The sequence below is a fragment of the Streptomyces sp. NPDC002499 genome, assembly GCF_053595415.1.
In genome coordinates this window covers 24,685-48,331 of sequence record NZ_JBSFXO010000001.1, presented here as the reverse complement: position 1 = coordinate 48,331, position 23,647 = coordinate 24,685, and the positions used below count along the sequence as shown (strand labels likewise).

General features: G+C 69.0%; 21 protein-coding genes. 12 read left to right on the top strand and 9 right to left on the bottom strand.

The window, feature by feature from the left end; genetic code table 11:
• Positions 1-143 precede the first annotated feature (143 nt).
• Positions 144-2,507, bottom strand: a complete 2,364-nt coding sequence (locus ACWD5F_RS00215; protein ID WP_451249534.1) for a carbohydrate-binding protein — start codon at positions 2,505-2,507, stop codon at positions 144-146.
• A gap of 204 nt (positions 2,508-2,711) precedes the next feature.
• Positions 2,712-3,371, bottom strand: a complete 660-nt coding sequence (locus ACWD5F_RS00210; RefSeq protein ID WP_451249532.1) for a GntR family transcriptional regulator — start codon at positions 3,369-3,371, stop codon at positions 2,712-2,714.
• A gap of 194 nt (positions 3,372-3,565) precedes the next feature.
• On the opposite strand from ACWD5F_RS00210, the gene ACWD5F_RS00205 reads away from it, so the two are divergent.
• From ACWD5F_RS00205 to ACWD5F_RS00170, 8 genes are all read left to right on the top strand, one after another.
• Positions 3,566-4,822, top strand: a complete 1,257-nt coding sequence (locus ACWD5F_RS00205) for an ABC transporter substrate-binding protein (RefSeq protein WP_451249530.1) — start codon at positions 3,566-3,568, stop codon at positions 4,820-4,822.
• A gap of 106 nt (positions 4,823-4,928) precedes the next feature.
• Positions 4,929-5,765, top strand: coding sequence for a carbohydrate ABC transporter permease (locus ACWD5F_RS00200; RefSeq protein WP_451249528.1), 837 nt, complete (start codon positions 4,929-4,931; stop codon positions 5,763-5,765).
• Positions 5,762-6,592, top strand: coding sequence for a carbohydrate ABC transporter permease (locus ACWD5F_RS00195; protein WP_451249526.1), 831 nt, complete (start codon positions 5,762-5,764; stop codon positions 6,590-6,592). Before ACWD5F_RS00200 ends, ACWD5F_RS00195 begins: the two co-directional genes overlap by 4 nt.
• Positions 6,593-6,597: 5 nt before the next feature.
• Entirely contained in the window at positions 6,598-8,550 is a 1,953-nt protein-coding gene (locus ACWD5F_RS00190; RefSeq protein ID WP_451249525.1) for a hypothetical protein, read from the top strand.
• A complete protein-coding gene (locus tag ACWD5F_RS00185) occupies positions 8,550-9,341 on the top strand; it encodes an RraA family protein (RefSeq protein ID WP_451249523.1) in 792 nt (263 codons plus the stop codon). The genes ACWD5F_RS00190 and ACWD5F_RS00185 overlap by 1 nt, the downstream gene beginning before the upstream one ends.
• A 61-nt stretch (positions 9,342-9,402) precedes the next feature.
• Positions 9,403-10,344: an aldo/keto reductase gene (locus tag ACWD5F_RS00180; RefSeq protein ID WP_451249521.1), complete on the top strand. Its 942-nt coding sequence runs from the start codon at positions 9,403-9,405 to the stop codon at positions 10,342-10,344.
• A 65-nt stretch (positions 10,345-10,409) separates the two neighbouring features.
• Positions 10,410-11,990, top strand: coding sequence for a GH39 family glycosyl hydrolase (locus tag ACWD5F_RS00175; RefSeq protein ID WP_451249519.1), 1,581 nt, complete (start codon positions 10,410-10,412; stop codon positions 11,988-11,990).
• Between the two features lie 166 nt (positions 11,991-12,156).
• On the top strand, positions 12,157-15,171 hold the full coding sequence (locus tag ACWD5F_RS00170) for a glycosyl hydrolase family 95 catalytic domain-containing protein (protein ID WP_451249517.1): 3,015 nt from the start codon (positions 12,157-12,159) through the stop codon (positions 15,169-15,171).
• 205 nt (positions 15,172-15,376) lie between these two features.
• Here the strand turns inward: ACWD5F_RS00170 and ACWD5F_RS00165 are convergent, their stop codons facing one another.
• On the bottom strand, positions 15,377-16,294 hold the full coding sequence (locus tag ACWD5F_RS00165; protein WP_451249515.1) for an NADP-dependent oxidoreductase: 918 nt from the start codon (positions 16,292-16,294) through the stop codon (positions 15,377-15,379).
• Between the two features lie 268 nt (positions 16,295-16,562).
• Between ACWD5F_RS00165 and ACWD5F_RS00160 the strand changes: the two genes are divergently transcribed.
• On the top strand, positions 16,563-17,249 hold the full coding sequence (locus ACWD5F_RS00160) for a GAF and ANTAR domain-containing protein (RefSeq protein WP_451249513.1): 687 nt from the start codon (positions 16,563-16,565) through the stop codon (positions 17,247-17,249).
• Between the two features lie 343 nt (positions 17,250-17,592).
• Positions 17,593-18,324 (top strand): MgtC/SapB family protein, encoded by a 732-nt coding sequence (locus tag ACWD5F_RS00155; RefSeq protein ID WP_451249511.1) that lies wholly within the window; start codon positions 17,593-17,595, stop codon positions 18,322-18,324.
• A 108-nt stretch (positions 18,325-18,432) separates the two neighbouring features.
• On the opposite strand, the gene ACWD5F_RS00150 is transcribed toward ACWD5F_RS00155, so the two are convergent.
• Positions 18,433-18,897 carry a MarR family winged helix-turn-helix transcriptional regulator gene (locus ACWD5F_RS00150; protein ID WP_451249509.1) on the bottom strand — a complete coding sequence of 155 codons (465 nt, stop codon included), beginning with the start codon at positions 18,895-18,897 and terminating at the stop codon, positions 18,433-18,435.
• Between the two features lie 57 nt (positions 18,898-18,954).
• On the opposite strand from ACWD5F_RS00150, the gene ACWD5F_RS00145 reads away from it, so the two are divergent.
• Entirely contained in the window at positions 18,955-19,818 is an 864-nt protein-coding gene (locus tag ACWD5F_RS00145) for an SDR family NAD(P)-dependent oxidoreductase (protein WP_451249507.1), read from the top strand.
• A 21-nt stretch (positions 19,819-19,839) separates the two neighbouring features.
• Positions 19,840-20,139: an AMP-binding enzyme gene (locus ACWD5F_RS00140; protein ID WP_451250994.1), complete on the top strand. Its 300-nt coding sequence runs from the start codon at positions 19,840-19,842 to the stop codon at positions 20,137-20,139.
• Here the strand turns inward: ACWD5F_RS00140 and ACWD5F_RS00135 are convergent.
• The 5 genes from ACWD5F_RS00135 to ACWD5F_RS00115 form a co-directional block, all read right to left on the bottom strand.
• On the bottom strand, positions 20,136-20,942 hold the full coding sequence (locus tag ACWD5F_RS00135; protein ID WP_451249506.1) for an ABC transporter ATP-binding protein: 807 nt from the start codon (positions 20,940-20,942) through the stop codon (positions 20,136-20,138). The genes ACWD5F_RS00140 and ACWD5F_RS00135 overlap by 4 nt on opposite strands.
• A 52-nt stretch (positions 20,943-20,994) precedes the next feature.
• On the bottom strand, positions 20,995-21,861 hold the full coding sequence (locus ACWD5F_RS00130) for an MBL fold metallo-hydrolase (protein ID WP_451249504.1): 867 nt from the start codon (positions 21,859-21,861) through the stop codon (positions 20,995-20,997).
• Positions 21,858-22,307: a hypothetical protein gene (locus ACWD5F_RS00125; protein WP_451249502.1), complete on the bottom strand. Its 450-nt coding sequence runs from the start codon at positions 22,305-22,307 to the stop codon at positions 21,858-21,860. Before ACWD5F_RS00125 ends, ACWD5F_RS00130 begins: the two co-directional genes overlap by 4 nt.
• Before the next feature lie 151 nt (positions 22,308-22,458).
• The gene (locus ACWD5F_RS00120; RefSeq protein WP_451249501.1) at positions 22,459-22,989 is read right to left on the bottom strand and encodes an N-acetyltransferase family protein; all 531 of its coding nucleotides are present in this window, start codon (positions 22,987-22,989) and stop codon (positions 22,459-22,461) included.
• Positions 22,986-23,615 carry a CGNR zinc finger domain-containing protein gene (locus tag ACWD5F_RS00115; protein ID WP_451249499.1) on the bottom strand — a complete coding sequence of 210 codons (630 nt, stop codon included), beginning with the start codon at positions 23,613-23,615 and terminating at the stop codon, positions 22,986-22,988. Before ACWD5F_RS00115 ends, ACWD5F_RS00120 begins: the two co-directional genes overlap by 4 nt.
• Between the last annotated feature and the right edge of the window lie 32 nt (positions 23,616-23,647).

Genomic DNA, 23,647 nt, shown 5'->3' with positions numbered 1-23,647 from the left:
GTCTTCCAGTCACAGGAAGCAGCAGTGCGTGGTGCTCATCAATGCCACGTCATGAGTACGAGCGTGGATCTTCGGTGCCGAGCCCGGCCGACGTCTCCGCACGTCCGGCATCCCGAGCAGCCACCGTCCAGAAGGCCTCCCTGTCACCGGCCCGCGTGGTTGAACGAGAAGTAGTCGATGTTGCCGAATCCGGGCTGTCCGCCGGGTGCGACGAGGTAGACCTTGTGATGCCCGCTCGTGGGCGTGATCGACGTGGACTGCACGGAGAGGGTGTCGAAACCGCCGGTGCTCGCGACGTGCAACGTACCGATCTTCGGCCCCGTGACGGAGTCGAGGTGGATCTCGATGCCCTTGCCGGCGTAGGGGTCGTCCACGCCGATGAACGCGGTGAACAGGTCCGCGTCCGGGCCGAAGTCGACGTTGTCGTAGCCGATCCAGTCGCCGCCGTCGAAGCTGCCGACGACCGTGCCCGAGCCGGCGGCGTGGTTGCTGACCCCGCTGCTGGAGGTGTAGGACTCACCCTCCACCTGCTTGCCGACCCTGGTGGCTCCGCCGACCCACTTCGGCGCGCCGTACTGGTAGGCGCCGAGGCTCGGCTGTGGATCCCGGTAGCCGTCCGTCGCCGGTGGGTGCACCACTCCCGCGTTGCGGGCCGGTGAGTCCGCCTTGAGCGTGAAGTCGTTCACGGCGGGGTTGGTGAACTGGGCGGAGCTGACGGGGGTGAGGTTGTTGGAGTTCGTGATCCCCGGGCCGGTGCCGGTGACGCCGATGTTGTTGACGATCTCGGTGTCCGAGAAGGTGCCGCCGAAGGTGCTGGCGACGTTGGTGTCGGTGCCGGAGGTGTTGTTGTAGATCCGGTTGCCCGAGGTGCTCTGCCCGTTGGGGTTGATCAGGACGGCCCCGTAAGTGGTGCGGTTCCAGGCGACGTTGTCGTACACCGTCGCGTTGTAGGTGCTGTTGTCGAGGTAGACGCCCGGCGCCGGTGCGGTGTGCGCGAACGGGGACGGGTCGTGCAGCTGGTTGTGGTGGATCACCGTGGTCGCCAGGTTCACCGAGCAGCAGACGTAGACGGCGCCGCCGTCCACGACCAGATTGCCGTAGTCCGACAGGTCGTTGTAGGCGATGGTGTGGCCCGGCGAGGTGAAGCCGGCGACCTTGTTGTCGATGTTGATGGAGCTGCGGCCGGTGCTCTGGACCGTGTTGTGGACGATCTTGTGGTCCGAGCCGAGGACGTTGACGCCCGCCGCGTAGCTGCCCAGTGTGTCGACGTGCAGGATCGTGGTGTTCTCGACGGTGTTGCCGCTGCCGGACACGACCACGCCGTTGCCGGTGCTGCCGTCGATCAGGCTGTCGCGGATCACGTTGCCGTGGCCCTTGAGCAGGATGCCGGACGTGGTCTCGCCCGCGGTCAGGACCGCGCAGCCGTCGGGCTCGGTGACCATGTTCGGGTCAGGCTTCAACTCCGCGTCGGAGGAGATGTCGTGCGCGGCGATGCCGTCGAGGACGACGCCGGTGGAGGAGGCGGAGGTCTGGGCGGTGGCACCGCGGATCCCGAGACCCTTGACGGTTATGTGCGATCGCCCGCTGAGGTCGATGGCGACGGCGCGCTGCTTGGCCGCCACGGAGCCGGCGGACGGCTTCGACCCGTCGGGCGAGTACAGGTACAGCGTGTGGGCCGAGGCCTGGTAGAACCACTGGCCCGGTCGGGAGAGGAGTTCGAGCTTGCCCTTGAGCGAGTAGTTGGTGCTCTGGTTCGGGCTCAGCCCGACGCAGGTGGGCAGGCCCGCCGCGGTGATGGTGCCGACCTGCGAGTCGGTGACGGTACCCGTCTCGCTGACGAACCAGTTGTGCGCCGTCAGCTGTGCGCCCTTCCAGAAGCCGGCGGGCTGCGTCAGGGCGGTGTCGGAGAGGCTGTCGGTGGTGCCGGACTGCGCGGAGGCGAGCGTCGGAGCGCTCACGTTGTCGCCGGGGTAGGGCCACTGGGCCTCGATCTGCGCCGCGCCCTTCCAGAACACCTGGTTGCCGGTCAGCTGCGGGTTGATCTTGACGTGCGCCTGGTAGACCTTGCCGGTCGCGACCGCGGTCGCGAAGTCGGAACCGGCCATGAAGGGGTCGTCACGTTCGAGGGCTGTGAGGTCCGTGCCGGAGACGGACCGCCATCCGCTCACCGGGTCGGCGCCGTCGACGACGACCCGCGCGCCCGGAGCCGCCGTGTAGGTGATCGGCGCCGCGGCGGTCCCGCTCCGTGCCGGGGCGACGGTCTCGTGGTACGTGCCGGACTCGATGACGCAGCGGTCACCCGCGGACATCACGGCGGAACAGCGGTGGATCGTCCTGAAGGGCGACCGCTCGGTACCCGCGTGCCGGTCCGAGCCGCTGGGGGAGACGTGGAAGGTGTGCGGCCGTACTGCGGCCTGCGCGCTGGTCGCGAGGGCGCCCGAGCCGAGAGAGAGGAAGACCGCGGCGGCCGTGAGGACGGCGCCGCGGGATCTGGATCGGTTCGACATCGAACTCCAATCGGTTATCGATAGTCGAGAAACTAGAGTCCCCCTCTGGGCTCGTCAATCGTTTCGTCCGACCCGGCCGCCGCGGAGGCGCACTCCGGCCGGCGCGGCCGCGGAGGCCCGCCCGCCGCCGGTCGCCGGGGCGTCACAGACGCGCAAGGGCCCCGCCGGAACTCTCCGACGGGGCCCTGACGTGCTTCGATGCGGTCAGTGATCCGGGATCATGCCGTCGTCCCCACGCGCGTGGGCGGCGAACTTGGCTCCCGCCCGGTCCGGATCCGCGGATTTCAAGGCGGCCAGCAGCTCGGCGTGATCCTCGGCCATGGCGGCCCAGTCGCCGGTGAACAGCGGGTCGGAGACGACCCGCAAGGCGCGCAGATTCGGTTCCATCACCCCCCACAGCTTGGGGAGGAAGGGGTTGCCGCTGAGCTCGCAGACCGTGCGGTGGAAGGTGATGTCGGCATCCCGGAAGCCGCCGACATCGTGCTGGCGTGCGGCCTGCCGCATGGCCTCCACCTGGGCCTCCAGCACATCGAAGACCGTGTCCGAGGAATGCGCGGCCACCGTGCGGGCGGCCAGCTCCTCGATCACCACGCGTACGGAGCGGGCGTGGTGGGCGTCCTCCTGCGACACCACCGCCACGAAGCTTCCCCGACGCGGTATGTGGTCCGCCAGGCCTTCGTGGACCAGGCGCCGGACCGCCTCACGCACAGGTGCCTGGCTCACGTTGAACTGGCGCGCGATCTCGGACTCGACCAGCCGGGCGCCGGGTTCCAGCGCGCCCTCGATGATCAGGCCCCGCACCCGCGCATACACCTGGTCGGACAGCAGGACCCGGGTCAGCGGCTCTCCGATGACGTCCGACATGAACCCTCCTTGGTTTATACCACTTCGCATCTTATCGATACTCGCCTTGATGTTGTGACAAACCCTTGACATGGAGGTAACGGGAGCCGTCAGATGTCCTATCGATAGTCGAGAATCGAATTGAGGTCACCATGGGACACCGCAGATTCGTCCGCATCGCCGTGAGGGCGGTCCCCGCGAGCAGGCGAAAGCCGGTGAGCACACGCCGGGCGACCGTCACCGTCACCACCGGCCTCGCCGCGTCCGTCCTCGTCCTGGCCGGCTGCTCGTCGTCACCCGGGTCCTCGGACGGCGGTGACAAGGAGGGCACCCTCCGTGTGCTGGCCAACATCACCCCGGTGCTGACCAAGTCGTACTACCAGGGACTGGTGGCCCCGTTCGTCAAGACCCACCCCGGCGTCAAGGTCACCATCGAGTCGCCCTCCGGCAAGGACGTCCAGTCCACGCTGCAGCAGGAGCTCGTCTCGGGAGCGGCTCCGGACGTCGTCGCGAGCAACCTCGACCCCGTCGTCGCCCAGCAGATGACCGCCTTCCCGGACGAGTCCTGGGTGACCTCGACCCCGCTCTCCGGCTCCACCAAGGTGGACGGCAAGACCTGGCAGGTCGCCACCGGTCTGCAGAACCAGTCACTCGTGTACTACAACGAGTCCGCGTTCAAGAAGGCCGGCATCACCACGCCGCCGAAGTCGCTGGCCGAGTTCACAGCGGCCCTCGGCAAGCTGAAGAGCGCCGGCTACGTCCCGTTGCAGACGTCGGGGGAGTGGGTCACGGGCGCGCAGTTCTCGATGATGGCGAATCCGGCCCTGCTCGGCGACGACCCGCAGTGGTACGCCGAGCGCAACGACAAGAAGGTCACCTTCAAGGACAGCGCCTACGACACCTACCTGAAGGCCTACGCCGGGTGGATCAAGAGCGGCGCGATCCCCAAGAACTCCCTGGGCGAGAAGTACCAGACCTCCATCGACAACTTCCTCGCCGGCAAGTCGGGCATGTACATCATGGGCAACTGGCTCAACTCCAGCGTCAACTCGGCGAAGAACCTTCCGTTCAAGGTGGGCGTGTTCCCGACGCCGACGCCTGACGGATCCCTGCCGAAGCAGATGAGCGGCATGGCTCAGCCGTACTCGATCCTCAAGTCCTCCAAGCACCAGTCGCTGGCGCTCGACCTGGTCAAGTACCTGGTGACGGACAAGAGCGCGGTCACGGCGTCGCTGAAGTCGGAGGGCAACTTCCGGTCCGGTTTCAGCTACCCGGGATCGCCGCTCGACGAGGCCGTCGGCAAGATCGTGGACACCGCTCCCGGAACCGTGGGCGGCACCTCCGGCGCCGGGGTGAACGCGGGATTCGGCAACGAGCTGAACACGGTCGTGCAGTCGCTCTACACGGGCCAGTCCGCCGACCAGGCCGCCTCGAAGCTCGACTCCTGGTGGAACGACAATGCAGGCCAGTAGCACCACGACCGCCGCGCCGGCCGCTCCGCGAGCGCCCGGCCCCCGGCCTCCCGCGAGGTCCGGCCGGTCCCGTGCACGGCGCCGAGAGTCCCTGACCGACATCGTGATGATGGCTCCGCCGCTGCTCCTGGTCGTCGGCCTCATCGTCGTGCCGATCGGGATCGCGGTCTACCTCAGCTTCACCGACTGGAACGGCTTCACCACACCGCCGCACCAGGTCGGGTTCCGCAACTACGTCCGCCTCACCGAGGACTCCGCCGTCCGGCACGCCGCGTTCGTGACCCTGCTCATCACCCTCGTCGGAACGGTCGCCTGCAACGTCCTGGGACTGGGTGTCGCACTGCTGCTCAACCGCAACAGCCGGCTCAACGCGATCCTGCGCGTGCTCGTCTTCTACCCCTACGTCGTGGGCCCCGTCATCCTGGGCTTCCTGTGGTCGTCCATCCTGGGCACCAACGGCGCGGTCAACGCGGTGGTCGGCGCCAAGCACTCCCTGCCCTTCCTGTCGGATCCGACGTGGGCGCTCGCGACGGTCGTCTGTGTGATCGTGTGGTCCAGCTTCGGCGTGAACGTGGTGCTGTATCTGGCCGGTCTGCAGACCGTGCCGGACAGCGTCGTCGAGGCCGCCAGGATCGACGGTGCCACCCCGTGGCAGATCTTCTGGCGCGTCAAGCTCCCGATGCTCGCGCCGACCGTGACGGTGAACGTGGTCCTTGTCGTCATCGGTCTGCTGCGCGTCTACGAACTGATCCTCGCCCTGACCGCCGGCGGCCCCGCCGGAGAGACCCAGAGTTTTGTGTACAACATCCTCACGTCGTCCTTCGACAACACCCAACTCGGCTACGGTGCCGCCCAGTCGGTCGTGCTGATGATCGTCATCATCGTCGTGACCATCGGGATCACCGCGGCCCGCCGGCGCAGCGAACAGGCGGTGGCCGCATGACCGCCCGCCGCGCGGGGCGTGTCCTGGCCGCGCTCGCCCTGGTCCTCGTCATGGTCGGCCCGCTGTACCTGATGCTGACCAACGCCTTCAAGTCGCAGCACGACATCCTGAACCGGCCCTTCGGCTGGCCCACGGGCGGATTCTCGCTCAAGTACCTGCACAGCGCGCTGACTTCACCGGACTTCAACGTGGTCGCCGCCTACGGCACGACCCTGCTGTTCGTCGTCGCGATCAACGCGCTCAACCTGCTGGTCGTGGGACCCGCGTCCTACGCCATCGCGCGCGGAACCAGCCGGTACCACCGGGTCGTCATGCTCGTCCTGCTGGCCGGGTTGTTCATTCCGGGCCAGACCCTCGTCATCCCGGTGATCTACGTGCTCAAGGCGCTGGGCCTGATCGGGACGATCCCGGGCTTCCTGCTGTTCGAGACCACCCTGACCATTCCCACCACGGCCTTCCTGTTCGTGGCGTTCGTGCAGACGGTTCCCCGCGAGCTGGACGAGGCCGCGCGGATCGACGGCGCGAGCCGCTACGGCACCTTCTGGCGGGTGATCTTCCCGCTCATGCGTCCGGTCGTCGCGACCGCGATGGTTCTCAACTCGGTCGGGGTCTGGACGGACTTCGTCAATCCGCAGTTCATCCTCGGTCCCCAGTCGGGGATCTACACGGTGACGACGGGCGTGTACGCGGCCATCAGCCGTCTCTCGACGGACTACACGGTCGTGTATCCCAACATGCTGCTCGCCACCGCGCCGGTCATCGTGTTCTACGTGTTCATGCAGCGGCGGATCATCGGCGGCCTGACCGCAGGCGCGCTCAAGGGATAGGGACGATGGACGATTCACAGGGCGACCTGACCCGCGTCGAGGCGACCGTTCCGGTGCGCGAGACCCCGCTGTGGGCGGTTCTGGAACGGCGGCTGTTCTCCGTACTCGACTCGGCATGGCGTGAGTTCGAGTCGACGTACTGCGCTCCTGACGGTCGTCTGACCTACGGCGGACGCATGCACCACAGGGACGGCGTCGACGACTTCTACGAACCCTTCTTCAACTGGCCCGTGCTCTACCGGCTCGGCGGGTCGGACGACCTGCTCCCCGCGGTCAAGGAGCACTGGACCGGAGTGACCGCGCAGATGACGGAGTTCGGCTTCGTCCGCGACGAGTACGAGGTCGGCTACGACTGGTTCCACCAGGGCGAGTCGCTGAACTTCTTCTACGCCGTCTGCGCGGCCGACCCGGACGACAGCGACTTCCGCGAGCGGGCCCTGCGTTTCGCCCGCCTGTACACCGACCCGGCCAAGGGCAACTACGACCCCGCAAAGCGGATCATCGTCGCCCCGCACACCGGATCGGGCGGGCCACGACCGGGACTCGGGACCGAGTGGATCGAGTACAGCGCGAACCAGGCCGTCATGAAGCCGTACGGACTGCCGCTCGACGACGTTCCCGGCATCACGGGCTGGGACGACCTGTACGCGGAGGAGAACGCGCGGCGCATGGGCGACGCCATGCAGGAGCGCCTCGGCAGGGGGGACACCGCGATCAACCTCGCCGCCACCTCACTGGTGACGAACGCCTGGCTGTACGACCACGACCCGGCGTTCGGGGACTGGGTCGTCGACTACGTCGGCGCGTGGCGCGAGCGCGCGGCGGCGAACGGCGGTCTGATCCCGGACAACGTCGGCCCCTCGGGAATCGTCGGCGAACTGCACGACGGACACTGGTACGGGGGCCACTACGGGTGGGCGTGGCCGCACGGACTCCACTCGGTCGAGGCGGCCGCCATGATCGCCGCCGTCAACGAGACCCTCGTGACGGGCCGCACCGCCGGCCTCGACCTCGCGCGCGTGCCGCTCGACACCGTCATCGCGCAGAGCGTGGTGCGTCCCGACGCCACCACCGGCAGCATGGGCTGGGGCTGGGCGCAGAAGATGGGCGTCGCGCCCGACGTGCCGGTCCAACTGGTGCCCTACCGCCACGGTTCCGACGGCTGGTTCGACCTGCACCCCGTTCCCCTCATCTACCCGCTCTGGCTGTGGTGGCTGACCTCGGAGGCGGGCGACCGGAAGCGACTGGAAGCCCTGGAGAAGGATGCCGGGTTCGACTGGCGCGACACCAAGTGGTTCCAGGACAAGGAGGAGCAGGGACACGAGGCACCGTGGGTGTCGTTCCTGCTCGGCCGCAATCCCGGCTACCCCGAGGACGGTCTCGGGCTGGCGCTGGGCCAGGTGGCGAGGCGTCTGGCCCTGATGCGGGCGACCCCGTACGGACCGCCGGACGACGACATCCACTGGTGGCAGCGGCTCAACCCGGTCGTCACCGAGGTGCTCACCCAGCTCGTCACCGGCGCCCCGCCCGCGCTCTACAACGGAGGACTCGGCCTGGCCCGGGTCACGTTCGGCGACGCGCTGCGCGGCCGTCCCGGCCTGCCGGACGGCGTGGCCGCACTGGTACGCGAGGCCGACGCCGACGGCGTACGCCTGGAGTTGGTCAACCTCGACCCGGACAACCTGCGCGAGGTCGTGGTCCAGGCCGGCGCCTTCGGCGAGGACCGCATCGACCGCGCGGTATACGACCGGGCCGGCGACGGCTCACCCGGCGACTCCCGCGGCTATCTCATCCCCGATCCGGAGCCACGGCCGGCGAGCGTTCAGGTCGGGTCGTCCCGGCTCCTGGTCACGCTTCCCCCGTTGCACCGCATCTCCCTACGGCTGGAGGTCACCAGGCGCGCCCAGGCACCGGCCCACACCAGCTTCACCCGTATCGCACCCCGGAGAGACACCTGATGGATACCGAGAACTCGCCTTCGGCCGTGTGGCCGCTGCCCGTCAGGGGCGAGCCCTTCAAGCGTGCCGACGCCGATCACATCCGCCGCATGGACGCGATCAGCGCGGCGACCGCCTGCGCGAAACTGCACTCCATGGGCGTCACCCGCACCGCCGTCCAAGGGCCGACAGCACTGGAGACCGGAAGCCGCGTCGTCGGATCGGCCCTCACCCTCCAGTTCATGCCGCAGCGCGAGGACGTCGCGAGCGGTCTCGGCCAGGAGTACGTCGAGCGTGACACGGCGCTCTGGGCGGTGCTGGAAACCGTTCAGCCGGGTGACGTGCTCGTCGTCCAGGCCTGGGGCAGCGCCTTCACCGGCTGCTTCGGCGACATGCTCGTACGCTATTTCAAGCGCCGCGGCGGCGCCGGGATCGTCGTGGACGGCCGGATCCGGGACGCGGCCCGGATCCGTGAACTCGGCGTCCCGATCTGGTGCACCGGTACCACCCCGCACTACGCGTCCCAGACCGACCTCTTCCCCTGGGCGTACGACGTACCGGTCGCGGCGGGCGGCGTGCTCTGCCTGCCGGGCGATGTGGTCGTCGCCGACGACGACGGTGCCGTGATCGTGCCGTCCGGCAAGGCGCTGGAGCTCATCCAGGACGCCGAGGACCACGAGGACTGGGAGTCCTTCAGTCGCATGCGCCTCGAACAGGGCGCCCGGCTCTCCGACTACTACCCGCTCAGCCCCAACAGCCGCGCCGAGTACGAACAATGGCGCGACAACCAGACGGAGTTGCACGCACGGTGATCGGCAGCCGTATCCAGCCGCGGGGCGCCGAGGCCACCGGGACGGCCCTGCCGGTCGAGGCGTGCTCGTGAAGTGGGGCGAACTCGGCTCGTCCGGAGTCCGGGTGACGGCACTCGGCCTGGGAACCGCACAACTCGGCGACCTCTACACGCCCATGACGCAGGATCACGCGACGGCGATCGTGGACGCCGCCTGGGATGCCGGCATCCGTTACTTCGACACCGCACCGCACTACGGACTGGGTCTGGCGGAGAAGCGGCTCGGCAGCGCGCTGCGCTCGCGTCCGCGGTCACAGTATGTGCTCGGCTCCAAGGTCGGCCGTCTGATCCGGACCGGCAACGGGGGCGAACCCGCACGGACTTGGGACTTCACCGAGGCCGGTATCCGCAGCAGCGTCGAGGAGTCGCTGGACCGACTGGGCCTGGACCGACTCGACATCGCGCTCCTGCACGACCCCCAGGAACGGCTCACCGACGCGCTCGGCACCGGCCTCCCAGCCCTTGTACGGCTGCGCGAGGAGGGTGTCGTCCGCGCGATCGGCGTCGGCACGGGCGACATGACGGCGCTCACCGCCTTCGCCGACCGTGCCGAACTGGACACGATCATGATCGCCGGGAGATACACCCTCCTGGAACAACCGGCGCTCGCAGCGGTGCTCCCGGCCGCCCGCACGGCGGGCATCTCCGTACTCAACGCCGGTGTGTTCAACTCCGGACTGCTCGCACAGGACCGGCCGGCCCCGGACGCGCGATACGAGTACCAGGAAGCTCCCGGCGAACTCCTGGCGCGGGCAGGGCGGTTGGCGGACCTGGCCACCGCGGCCGGCACGACGCTGCCGCGGGCGGCCCTCGCCTACGCGGCGCGCGACCCCCTGGTGGCGTCGGTCGTCGTCGGCGCCGACAGCCCCGAGCAGATCACCGCCAACGCGCGCATGGCCCAGGACCCGCGCCCGTTGGACGGACTGTGGGACGAACTCGTCGCCGCCGGGCTGATTCCCGCCTGATTCCTGCCTGACCCCCGCCTGTGACTCTCGAACCGATCAGAAGGACCAGGAGATCCAAGAGACTCATGCGACTGAACCTGAACCTGGATCTCGCCGACGCACCGCACGAGCGACTGGACCACTTCTGGAGCCGGGTCGTGGGCGCGGGGCGGGCGAACGAGGGACTGCGCGCCGACTGGCAGAGCCAGCTGACACAGGCGCACCGGCTCGGTGGCTTCGACTACGTCCGCTTCCACGGCCTGTTCCACGGGGACATGTTCGTCTACCGGGAGATCGACGGTGAGGTGGCGCCGTCCTTCCACTACGTGGACCTGCTGTTCGACGCGATCCTCGCCGCCGGCATGCGGCCGTTCGTCGAACTCGGCTTCTCCCCGCCCGAACTCGCCCGCGAGAGAGCGACCGTCTTCTGGTGGGGCGCCAACGGGGCACCGCCCACGGACAACGAGAAGTGGGCGGCCCTCGTACGCGCCACCGTCGAGCACTGGGTCGACCGGTATGGGATCGACGAGGTGCGGGCGTGGTACTTCGAGGTGTGGAACGAACCGAACCTCGGCCCCTTCTTCCGCGGCACCCGCGGCGAGTACTTCGAGCTGTACCGGGTGTCGGCCGAGGCGGTGAAGTCGGTCGACCCGGGACTGCGGGTCGGCGGCCCGGCGACGAGCAACTTCGTGCCGGACTCCCGCTTCGACGGCGAGACCGAGGACGTCACACAGCACGAGACCGTCCTCACCGCCCCTGACCTCGACGCCCTCGACTGGCGGCCGGTGTGGCTGGAGGAGTTCCTGCGGTTCTGCGCCGACAACCGGCTCCCGGTCGACTTCGTCTCGTGCCATCCGTATCCGACGGACTGGGCGCTGGACGGCCACGGCAACGGCCGCAAGCTCACCCGTGGCGTCGACGCCACGCCGACGGACCTGCGCCTGGTGCGCGAGATCGTCGACGCCGGCCCCTACCCGCGGGCTGAGATCCACCTCACCGAATGGAGTTCGAGTTCCAGCTCGCGCGACTTCACCCACGACTACCCCCAGGCCGCCGCGTTCGTGGTCCGTTCGGTGCTCGCGTCCATCGGCCTGGTCGACAGCCTCGCCTACTGGACCTTCACCGATGTCTTCGAGGAGGAGGGGGCCGGCCGTGATCCGTTCCACGGCGGGTTCGGCATGCTCAACCAGAACGGCATACCCAAGCCGACCATGCATGCCTTTCGCATGCTCAACGCGCTGGGTGACCAGCTCGTCCATCGCGAAGACGGTCTCGTCGTCACCCGCCGCGGCACCGCGGTGGCGGCCCTGGCCGTCCACTATCCGGAGGAGGTCTCCCTGTCGGTCCCCGCGTCGTTCGGCACACGCGATGTCGCCGAACGCACCCTGGCGACGGGCCAGCCGAAGACGTTGAGCCTGCGCATCGCCGGACTGACGGCCGGTGAGCCCTACACCCTCGAGGTGGTCGATGCCCGAAACGGCTGGGCGATGACCGAGTGGACCAGGCAAGGCCGCAACGCCAATCCGTCCCCTGCCGACATCGACGCGATCCGCGCGAGCGCCGGGCGCGGCGCGGTGACCCGGCACACCGCCTCCGACGACGGCGTGCTCGAGGTCGAGGCGTGGCTGCAACCCTGGGCGATCGCGCTGCTGAGCCGGGGCCGTTAAGACGGTCGATCAGGTGTCCGACGCGATCTCGGCGGACTCAGCCGTCCAGGACGCTTCGGTCGAAGCCGTTCCGACATCCGATGTATCCGGCGGCCGATGCCGTCGGCCGCTCCTTGCACTCGTAGCCGCGGCCTCTGCGGCCGCACCGAAGCACTGAGGAGGACCCTTGCTCCCACGAACCACGGCACGGCGTGCCGTCGCGGCGGTGGCCGTCATCGGCCTGTCCGCGGCTGTGACGCTCACGGTCGGCCCCGCGCCTGCCGCGCAGGCCGCCACGCTCACCACCGCCTGGCGGCACGGCGCGTTCGCGCAGGACACCGCAGGTGTGGTCGGCCGGGCCGACATCGTCCTGGGCCGGCCCAACACCGCGGCCAACCAGTACCTGCCGCTCGGCAACGGCACACTCGGCGTCGCCGCGTGGTCCGCTGACGGTTTCACCGCGCAGCTCAACCGTGGCGACACCATGCCCGACCGCAAGTCACCCGGTCAGGTCCGGATCCCCGGACTGGGCGCGATGACCGCGGCGCCGGACTTCAAAGCGACACTCGACGTCTACAGCGGCGTACTCACCGAGTCCGGCGGCGGGATGACCGCGACCGCCTGGGTCTCCTCGGAGAAGGACGAACTGATCGTCGACGTGACCGGCGCCGATCCGACCACGACCCAGACCGCCACCGTCGGCCTGTGGGCCGGGCGCAATCCGACGGCCGCGATATCCGGGCGGACCGGCACCCTCGCCGAGACCTGGAAGGACGACACGGCCCAGGGCGCTTCGGGCCGGACCTTCGGCTCACTCGCCGCGATCACGGCGGGCGGCCGGGACGTGACCGCGTCCGTGGCCGACGCGAAGACCGTGAAGGTGAGTTTCCGGCCCAAGGCGGACGGCTCCTTCCGGGTCGTGGCAGGCGCTCCCCGATGGACCGGGGGCGACCCCGCCCGTACCGCGGACCGGCTGATCGGCAAGGACGCGACACTTTCCAGGTCCTCGCTCCTCACGGCCCAGTCCGCGCACTGGCACTCCTACTGGCACCGAACCGGGCTCATGAAGATCTCCTCCGCCGACGGCTCCGGTGAGTACATGGAGGCCTTGCGCACCCTCTACCTCTACAACGAAGAGGCTTCCAGCGGCGGGGAGTTCGGCGGCAGTCAGGCCGGCGTGGCCAACCTGTTCAACTTCAGCCAGGACCACCAGGACTGGTTCCCGGCCGGGTACTGGCTGTGGAACCTGCGGGCCGAGTTCGCCACGAACATGAGCGCGGGAAACTTCTCGGCGAACCTGCCCCTCTTCGACCTGTACCTGCGCAACCTTCCCGCCATCGAGACCTGGACCAAGGACCAGATGGGCGGCAAGCCCGGTGCCTGCGTACCGGAGACCATGCGGTTCAACGGCAACGGCTGGTACGCGGGCGGCACCACCAACGCCTCGTGCAGCCTGGCGTCGGCTCCCAGCTACAACGCCGAGACCATCACCTCGGGCGCGGAGATCGCGCTCTGGATCTGGCAGCAGTACCAGTACACCGGCGACGTCTCCTTCCTGCGCACCTACTATCCGCTGATGAAGGCCGCCTCGATCTTCCTGCTCGCCTACCAGAGCGTCGGCCCCGACGGCTTCCTCCACGCGACCGCCAACGCCCACGAATCGCAGTGGCACGTCCTCGACCCGACCACCGACCTCGCGGCCGACGCCGCACTCTTCCCCGCGACCGCCGCCGCGGCCAAGCTCCTCCACAAGGACTCCGCGCTGGTCGACCGACTGGGCAAGGCACAGCGGCAGATCAGGCCGTACCCCCGCACCGACGCGCAGACCCACACCAAGCTGCTCACGCCCGAGGACGACGCCTCCGGCACCGACGTCATCGCCAACTCCTACGAGCCGTCGGCGCCCTTGCGGAACGGCGAGAACCTGGGGCTCGAACCGGTCTGGCCCTACGGCCTGATCGGTGACGACTCACCGCTCACCGCGCTGGCCAAGCGCACCTACGCCGCCCGCCAGAGCGTCGGCGGTGCCGACTGGAGCATGGACGCCGTGCACGCGGCCCGGCTCGGTCTGGGCGACGAGGTCCGCACCGGTCTCATCGCCACGGCCCAGCACTACCAGGCGTACATCTCGGGCGCGGCCAACCTCTTCGGCGCCGCGCCGGGATCCGAGCCGTACCTGGAGCACTCCGCGACCGTCGGCACCGCGCTGAACGAAGCGCTGGCCACCGACTACGACGGCACCCTGCGATTCGCCCCGGCCTGGCCGTCCGGATGGGACGTGTCCGGCACGGTGTACGTGCACAACCACGCGAAGGTCTCCGTGCAGGTCCAGAACGGCACCCTCACCACGGCGGCCCTGTCCGCGGGCCGGACAGGCACGGTGACGGTCCGCAACCCGTGGGCGGGGAAGGCCGGTCACGCGGCGAAGGTCGTCGACGGCTCGACCGGCGCCCTGGTGGTCCGGCCCACGACCGCACCCACCTTCACCGTCCCGGCCAGGGCGGGCCGGTCCTATCTGATGGAGGACACCGCCGCGCCCACCACGTCCTACGCCTTCGCGCGTGTCACCGGCGCTGCCGCGACCAGTGCGAAGCACCTGGGCCCGCAACAGATCGGCCTGGACCCCGCAGTGCACTACCCGACGTTGGCCGCGTCCTTCGACAACGTGGCCGTCAGCTCCGACGACAACACCGGCGCAGGCAATTTCGACGGCGGCAACGCCAGCTACTCACAGGCCGCCCTCACCGCAGCCGGCGCGGGGCCGGGCGCGAGCGTCTCCGCCTCGGGCAAGACCTTCACCATGCCGGATGTCGCAGCGGGCACGCCCGACAACACCGTCGCCAATGGTCAGTACGTCACCCTGCACGGCTCGGCCGCCTCGCTCGGCTTCCTGGTCTCCGCCAGCTACGGCCCGGCGACCGGACCCGGCACCATCACCTACACCGACGGGACCACTCAGAACTACACCCTTACGGCACCGGACTGGTTCGCCACCGAAGCACCGCCCGGAGGCGAGGTCGCGGTCACCTCGGCGTATCAGAACCGTCCGGGCAACACCACCTTCCAGCACACCGCCGACCTCTTCTCGCTCACCGTCCCGCTCGACCCGGCCAAGACCGTGGCGTCCGTCGTGCTGCCCTCGGTGGGCCCTCTCGGCGCGGGAAGTCCGGCTCTCCACATCTGGGCCATGTCACTGAACTGACCCGATCCGCGGTCCACTCGACAGGGCCCCGGTGCCGACTGCCGGCAGGAGCCGGGGCCAACGTCGGGTGTTCAGCCGTTCAGGTCGGTGCGGACGGCCTGCGCTGACAACGCCTGGGGTAGAGGCGGTTCAGGAGATCGGCGGGGGCAGTCACGCGGATCCGGGTGGATGACGCCTTCACAGGAGTCTCCCGGTCTCCGTGCCCTCACGGACGAACGCGGATGATCGTCTTTCCCTTGCGTCGCTCGGTCGGATTGAGGGCGGCGACAGCGTCGTTGAGGGTCGAGACGTTGTCGATGTTCGTGCGCAGCCGTCCGTCCCGCACCCGCTGCACGATCTCACCCAGTGCGGCACGATCGGCCTCGACGACGAAGTCCACCGCCAGGCCCGAAGCGGGCCGCGCCTCGACCGGGCCCACGATGGACACCAGCGCTCCGCCAGTCTTGATCAGGCCGGCGGACCGCTTCTGAATGTCGCCGCCGATGACGTCGAAGACGAGATCGACGCCGCCGACGTCTTCCAGCGTGTCGTTCTCGAGGTCGACGAACTCATGCGCGCCGAAGTCGAGTGCCTTCTCGCGGTCGGCGGCGCGTCCGGTGCCGATGACGTAGGCGCCGGCTTCACGGGCGAGCTGGGTCACCATCGTCCCGACCGCACCGGCCGCGCCATGGGCTAGGACGGTCTGGCCCGACTGAAGGCGGCCGTGCTGGAACAGCCCCTGCCACGCGGTCAGGCCTGAGATCGGCAGGGACGCGCCTACTGTGAAGTCGACGTCGCCGGGCAGCGGAGCGAGATTGCGTGCTTCGATCGCCACGTACTCCGCCAGGGTGCCGTCCCGGTGCCAGTCGGCGAGGCCGAACACCCGCTGCCCGACCGACAGCCCGGTCGTGCCGTAGCCGAGGGCGGTGACCACCCCGGCCAGCTCGTGGCCGGGGATCGACGGTGTCTTGTCACGGCCGGCGCGATCGACCCAGGTCGATGGCCACTCCATCTCGGTCGGGACGAACCCCGACGCGTGAATCCGTACGACGACATCGTTTATGGCCGCCTGCGGCTCGGGCCGCTCCACCAGCGTCATCCCGGCCGTTCCCGCGGCCTCGTCCGTCACCACGATCGCTTTCATGGGAGTCGTCTCCTCGGTCACTGTTGTTCGGTCGTCGTCCCGTCTTCGACCCTAGGAGTGGAGTAGCCCAGGAGTGTGGTCCATTTCGATGGCGGATTCATGGGCCATTTCGGGGTTCGGTCTGCATGCCGAGCCGACGGACCGGTCGGCAGTCGTGCATGAGCAGCTCGTTCCCGGACCTAGGGCATTGCGGTGTGATTGAGGGGGAGTCGTGAAAGTGTGAGTGGAAAGCCCGTCCAAGGCGGGTTGAGCACCGGAGGACGTGGAAGTGGACTGGGCTGGGTTCGCCTTGAAGATGGCGTCGATGTCGCGGGAGCTGCTGGCGCAGGAGTCGGTGGACGGCACGCTGGAGCGGATCACCGCGTCGGCCACCGAACTGGTCGAGGGGTGCGACGCGGCCGGCGTTCTCGTGCTGCGCGACAAGCGGGTGGAGACCCTTGCGCCCACCGACCAGGTCGCCGTCGTCAGCGACCGGCTCCAGGACGAGTTGGGGGAGGGACCGTGTTTCGACGCCGCCCTTCCCTCGAACGCCGAGCGGGTCCTCCGCATCCGGGACCTGACCAGCGAAGAACGCTGGCCCGCCTACACCCCTCAGGCCCGCAAGCTCGGGGTGGGCAGCATGATGGGCTTCCTGCTGTTCACCGAGGACGAGAACCTCGGCGCGCTCAACCTCTACTCCCGCACGCCCGGCGCGTTCACCCAGGACAGTGAGACGGCCGGCTGGCTGCTGGCCTCCCACGCCGCGGTCGCCTACTCCAACGCCCGCACCCAGGCCCAGATGGAACAGGCCGTCGCCACCCGCCACCTCATCGGCGAAGCCATGGGCATCCTCATGGGCCGCCACCACATCACCGACGACCAGGCTTTCGACCTGCTGCGCCGCTCCTCGCAGGAGAACAACATCAAACTCCGCGAGGTCGCCCGCCGGATCTGCGAGGACGGCAACCTTTCCTGATGTGACCTGACCAGGCGACTTCCCCGGCTCTTGTCTGAACCGGAGAAGCCTTGGCCGAGCCGGCCCCATGGAAACCTGACCCGGCCTGCCCTTCAAGTCCCCAGCCTGATCAGGCCCACACCTTCGCGAGCCCGATCCAGCCCCATGCGTTTCGGACTGTCCTCGACCGAGCGCATGACGCCGGCGCTGGTGCGGTCGCGCCGCGGGCCGACACTGGGCGACGCGCCCGCCCGGATCGGCTGGGTGTCGCTGCCTCCGCGCCCGATCAGGCGGCCGACCATGTCGGTCTCGTCACAGGCATGGTTCCTGCTGGCTGGGTAGGCGCATCTGCCGGGAGGTGCGTGTGTCTGTTCTGGCCGCTCCGTTGTGGGACACGGGCAATGGGCAGGGGTTGCGTCAGCTGACCGAGCTGGGGCTCGCCCTCGTGCTGTCGACCGTGATCGGCTGGGAACGCGCGGCGCAGCAGAAGAGCGCCGGTCTGCGCACCCATACCCTCGTCGGCATCGGCAGCGCGCTGATGATGGAGGTCTCCCAGCACGGCTTCACCAATGTGCTCGGCCTGGACAATGTCTCCTTCGACCCATCACGAGTGGCTGCCCAGGTCGTGTCCGGCATCGGCTTCATCGGCGGCGGGCTGATCTTCGTACGACGGGACGCCGTCCGTGGTCTGACCACCGCCGCGACGATCTGGCTCACCTGCGCGGTGGGCATGGCCTGTGGCGGTGGCCTGCCGCTCCTCGCGACGGCCGTCACCGCCCTGCACTTCCTCGTGGTGCGGGGTTATCCCCTCCTGGCCGGCCGTCTCATGCCGGACACCGCGTCAGCCGCCTACGAACTGCGTATGACCTACCGCACCGGTACCGCCTTGCTGCCCCAGCTCCTCGAGACCTGTACGCGCAACGGATTCCGGCTCACCCAGATCAGAGTCGACCGGTTGCCGGACCGGACCGACCCCGCCGCACGCGTTCTGCTCTCCCTCGAAGGCACCGCCGACATCACCCGCCTCACCACGGAGCTGTTCCACGAGGACGGGGTGATCGGCCTCGACCTGAATCCGTCGAGGGACGACGACTAGGACGGGCAGGGGAAGAGGCGGGTGCGGCGCCGGCTCCCGCGTGCCCACAGTGCTGTTCTGTGTCACTCGCGCGAGGCGTTGAATGTGACCTGTCGCGAGACCCGGGCGTCAGCCGGTCTTCTCGCCCGTGACGGCGATGCCCAGGTGTGCGAGCAGGGTGTCCAGGGTGGCCAGTTGGTGCGGTTCGAACAGACCGAAGCACTCGCGAAGTGTGTGCGTTCCCGCTTCTTCCGCGGCCGCCAGTGCCGTGCGGCCGGCAGCCGTCAGGGAGACGGTCTTGCGGCGACGGTCCTCGGGGTCGCCGGTCCTGGCGACCAGGCCGAGGCGCTCGAGACCCTCCACGATCTGGGTGACGGAGCGCGGCGCCTGGCCGAGGGAGGCGGCCAGCTCCGCCTGGTGGATCCGGTCATGGCCGGCGAGCGCCTGAAGAACCTTGGTGCGGGACAGGGACAGGCCCGCGGTCGTCAGCATGTGCTGGTCGACCTGTTCGCGCAGGCTGTGCGCGAGGCTGAGGAACGTCAGTCCCACCTGCTCCGGGGCGCTGCTTTCCGGCTCTGCTTCGCGCTGTTCCATGGTTCGGGTATCATCTCACGATGACTTCGTGAGGTACCTCACGAAATGAGCTGTGGGATGAATCGTCCAGTCGCCGTGATCACCGGAGCCACCTCCGGACTGGGCCGCGTCGCCGCTTTCGAGCTGGCCCGTCAGGGCTACCGCATCGGCACGGTGGCCCGCTCCCGCACCAAGGCGGAAGCCCTCGCCGACGATCTCAGGGCGGTGACCGACGAACCCGTCGACGTCTTCCACGCCGACCTCGGCCTCCTCCCCGACGCACGCCGCGTGGGAGAGGAGATCGCCACGCGCTACCCGCACCTGGACGTCCTGATCAACAACGCCGGCCTCCACGCCTTCGCCCAGCGCGTCACCGCCGAGGGCCTCGCGGAGATGACGGCCGTGAACTACCTGGGCCCGTTCGCCCTGACGGAGGCGCTGACGGCGAAGCTCGGCGTCCGCGCGCCGGCCCGGATCGTCAACGTCGCCTCCCAAGCCGCCCTCCAGGCCAAGACCATCGCTCCGGCCGAGGACCTGCGCCGCACCGACGCCTACACGCGCCGGGAGTCGATGGCGCTGTACGGACGCACGAAACTGATGACCATCATGTGGACGCAGGAGCTGGCCCGCCGCCTGGACCCGGCCAAGACCACCGTGAACTGCTGCGACCCGGGCTTCAACGCCACCGGCCTGGGCCGGGACCTGCCAGGCTCCGCCGTCCTGCAGCGGGTGCTGAACACTCTGAAGGTCGGCGATCCGCGCAGGGGCGCCGGCATCATCGTGCGGCTCGCCGTCGACTCGGCGCTCAAGGGCACCACCGGCAGCTACTTCTCCGTACGTGACGCCCGCCCCCTACAGTGCCCCGAGCCCGGCCGAGACCCACGCGTGCAGGGGGAGTTGTGGGAGGCGACCGCAGCACTGCTCGCCGCCCGACTCGGCTGAGTCGACGGAGCGCCCGTCCCGATCGAAGCCGCTCCCGTCGAGCGGCTGCTCGCCACCCGTCCCTCGTTGGCCGAGGCGTACGTCGTCGGCGTCCCCGACGACCGCACGGGCGAAGCCGTGCACGCCTTCGTGGTGCCTGCGCGAGGACATGTTCCGGAACTACGGGAACTGCGCGCCCTGGTGACGGCGAACTTGGAGGAGGCGGGCGCGCCGACCCGCCTGACCCTCATCGACGACGTACCGCTCACACCCACCGGCAAGCCCGGCAAGAGGCCACTCGTCGCTGACGGGACCACCCCTCCTAGCCCGCCACCGCACTAGCGGCCCGAGCGTGCGTACCAGCGTCCGTCGTGACGGGCCACGTGAATGGGACGCCCGAAGCAGACCGTCATGTGGTCCGGGGTGAGCACGCTGTCGACCTGGCCGGAAGCCAGTTCGCGGCCTTCCTTGAGGAGGAAGGCATGGGTGGTGCTGGGCGGCAGTTCCTCCAAGTGATGGGTGACCATGACGGTGGCGAGGTCGGGCCGGTCGGCGGCCAGCCTGTGCAGGGCGTCCACGAGGTCCTCGCGGGACGGGAGATCGAGGGCGTTGAACGGCTCGTCGAGCAGGAGCAGCGACGGATCGGCCATCAGAGCACGGCAGATGAGGATCCGAGCGCGCTGGCCGCCCGAGCAATCGCCGAATCGGCGGTCGGCAAGCTCCTTGCATCCGAGCTCGGCGAGCAGCACGTGGGCGCGCTCGCGGGTCGCGGTGTCGTACGCCCGCCACAGTGGCTGCACCGTGCCGGTCGCCCCGGTGAGGACGACGGTGTGGGCGGTGGCGTCCGGCGGAACCTTCTGGGCGGCTGACACCAGGCCGACGCGCGCTCGCAACTCGCGCACGTCGACGCGACCGAGGCGATCACCGAGGACCTCGACGGTGCCGACGGTGGGATGCATGACAGCGCCGACCAGCCGGAGCAGCGTGGTCTTGCCGGCCCCGTTGGCCCCCAGCAACGCCCAGTGTTCGCCGGACCGAACGGTCCAGTTGATCCCGTCGAGGACGATCTCCTGTCCGGTGGTACGGCGATGGACAGCAACATCCGTCAGAGCGACGACGGGCCGGGGCTCCTGTGTATCGATCACACCAGCAGAGTAATGCTGCATCCGGCAACTCCACCTGGGGCCGAATCCTTGGTCAGGACCGGGGTTCCGGGAGGAGCTGCTGGGCGCTGAGCCACACGGTGTAGGGATTGATGCGCCCGGGATAGCTGTCCAGTACGCGGGTGAAGAACTCGTGCGGCGACGAACTGGCTTCGAGCACACGGCGGGTGTCGTCAAGGTAGCGGCGGGTGGCGTCGACGTCCGAGGGCTCATCGGGGCGGCTTGAGTCCTTGTGTCCCGCGACGACGTGGCGGGGTTTGAGCGCGGCCACGGTGTCCAGCGCTCCGTGCCAGGCTTCGAGGCCGCCGTTGGGTGTTTCGGCCAGGTACTGGTGGACGTTGTTGTAGACCACGTCGCCGGCGACGACCAGGTCGAGCGAGGGAACGTGCAGGACCGATGTGTCGTCGGTGTCGCTGTGACCCACCTCGACGGGGATGAGCGGGTATCCGTCCACGGTGAAACCGTCGGTCGGTGACTTCTCCACCTGGATGCGCGCAGCGTCCTCGTCCAACTGCCCGGGGAAGAGGGCGGGCCACAGCGGGGGAACGGAACCGTCGGGCGTACTGGCCTCGATGCGCCGAGCGGTGCCCGGTGCGGCCACGGCGGTGGCGTCCGGGAAACGCCGCAGCAGTTCAGCGGTGCCGAGCCAGTGGTCCCCGTGCGCGTGGGTGATGAAGACGTACGCGAGTCGCCTGCCACGGGCAGTGATCCAGTCCGCGAGCGCCGCGGACTGGGTCCTGGTGATGGGCGGGTCCACGATGACGGCGGACGTCGGTCCGTATATGAGGGTGTGTGACAGCGGCGACCAGTGGGGGACCTGACCACCGGGCAGGGGTGCACCGTTGACGGGGGTGAGGCCGGAGACGAGGACTTCGTGGCGCAGCCCGGTCTGTGACGTCATGACGTGGCCTCCGTCCCGAGCAGGCTGAGCACGGCTGCCGGGGTGAGGAAGTGGTCGGCGTAGGGGGTGCCGGCGAAGTGCTCGCCCATGAGCCGCGACCACAGCAGGACCGACTTGAGCGGCCTGTGGTTGATGACGATGCGCTGCACCAGCCCCGCGTCGTCGAAGCGGATGACGACCACGGTTCCGATAGGTTCGCCGTGCACACGGGAGGTGTAGTCCTCGACGAAATCGCGTTCACCGTACGGGCCGGCGTAGTTGAACTCCTGGTAGTCGTAGAGGGACCGCGCGACGGTGAGGATCTCCCGTACGGCCGCCGGCCCGTGGACGATCCCGTTGAGTACCGACGCCTCCATGGTGACGTCCTCGGCCAGGCGGCCGAGCCATTCCGGCTGGTAGTCCCTGCGGTGCAGGCTCTCGTCTCCGCTGCCCAGATATGTAGTCATGGCTGACCTTCTGTTCTCCTGGCCAAAGCTGATGACATAACTGTAACCGGTTTGCCTCTGTTGGCAAGATGGCAGTACGTCCCATCCGGCGTCTCCGAGTGATCTGTCCCCGGGCGGTTGGTGCGGCCGGTCGGGGGGTCGGCCGTGCGCTTCAGCCCTGTGCTGGGAAGGGCGCGCTGGGGGCGAGGTGCCAGTGAAATTCCAGGCTGTCGGTCACGTGGTGCATGCGATGGTCCGGCGCCAGAGCGGTGAGAAGCCGGCGTGCACGCTCATTGCCGGGAAGCACGGAGGCCTTGAAGTGCAGAACGCCTCGTTGGCGTGCTACGTCGGTCAGGGCCGTCATCAGGTGTGTTGCGATGCCCTGATGCTGCCACGCGTCCGCCACCAGCACGCTGACTTCCGCCAGGCCTGGAGCCTCCGTCGTGACGGAGTAGCGTGCTGTCCCCACGACCTCGTCCTTCGCGAGGGCGATCAGCGCCTCCCGGTCGCGGTGGTCGACGTTCATGAGCTGGTCGAGGAAAGCGCCGCTCAGTTCGTTCAGCGCTCCGTGGAAGCGCATGTAGCGGGATTGTGCCGACAGCCGGGAGCAGAGCCCCTTGAGGCGCTCGCGATCTCCTGCTTGCCCGAGGGGGCGGATCCGCGGAGCGCGTGCAGGACCCGTACCGGCGTCGGGGGTGGTCATGACTGCGGATCTCCGTCCGGACCGGCGATCTGGTCCGCTGAACGCTTGCGCGCCCGATACGCCCGCAGGTTCGCGGCGTTGCCGCAGGTCTTCACGTTGTGCCAGGTGCCGCTGTTGTTGCGCGAGCGGTCGTAGAAGGCGAGGTGGCACAGCGGGTTGCGGCAGGTCTTCAGCCGGCGCCACGTGTCATTGCCCTGGGCCTGCCACATGGCGATGAGCAGCATGGAAGCGACGGTCTGGGCACCGCCGCCTTGCGGGGTGGCGGCGACGAGTCCGTCAGTGTCCATACCCAGGGAGATCTCTGCCGAGATGACGGGGGTGCGGTTCGTGGTGTCCGGAGGTGAAGGAACGTCAGCGAGAGCGGCCCGAAGGGACTGCCGGTACTCCCGCAGGCGCGTGCACGCGGTCCGCCCCAGAGTGATGGATTGCTTGGGCAGGCCGGATTCGGACGACCACTTGTCGGCGACCTCGTCGGCCCAGGACTGCGCCGCCGACGGCTCGGCCAGCAGGTCTGTTCGCTGACTGCCGACGGCGGCGGTGTTCAGGAAGTCCTGGACCAGTGCCAGTGAGCCCGGTGCCGGGTCGAGCCCATAACGTTCTGTGGCGGGCCAGGGAAAGTGCGACATTTTCGGCGGCTCTCCTACCTGACGCATCCGAC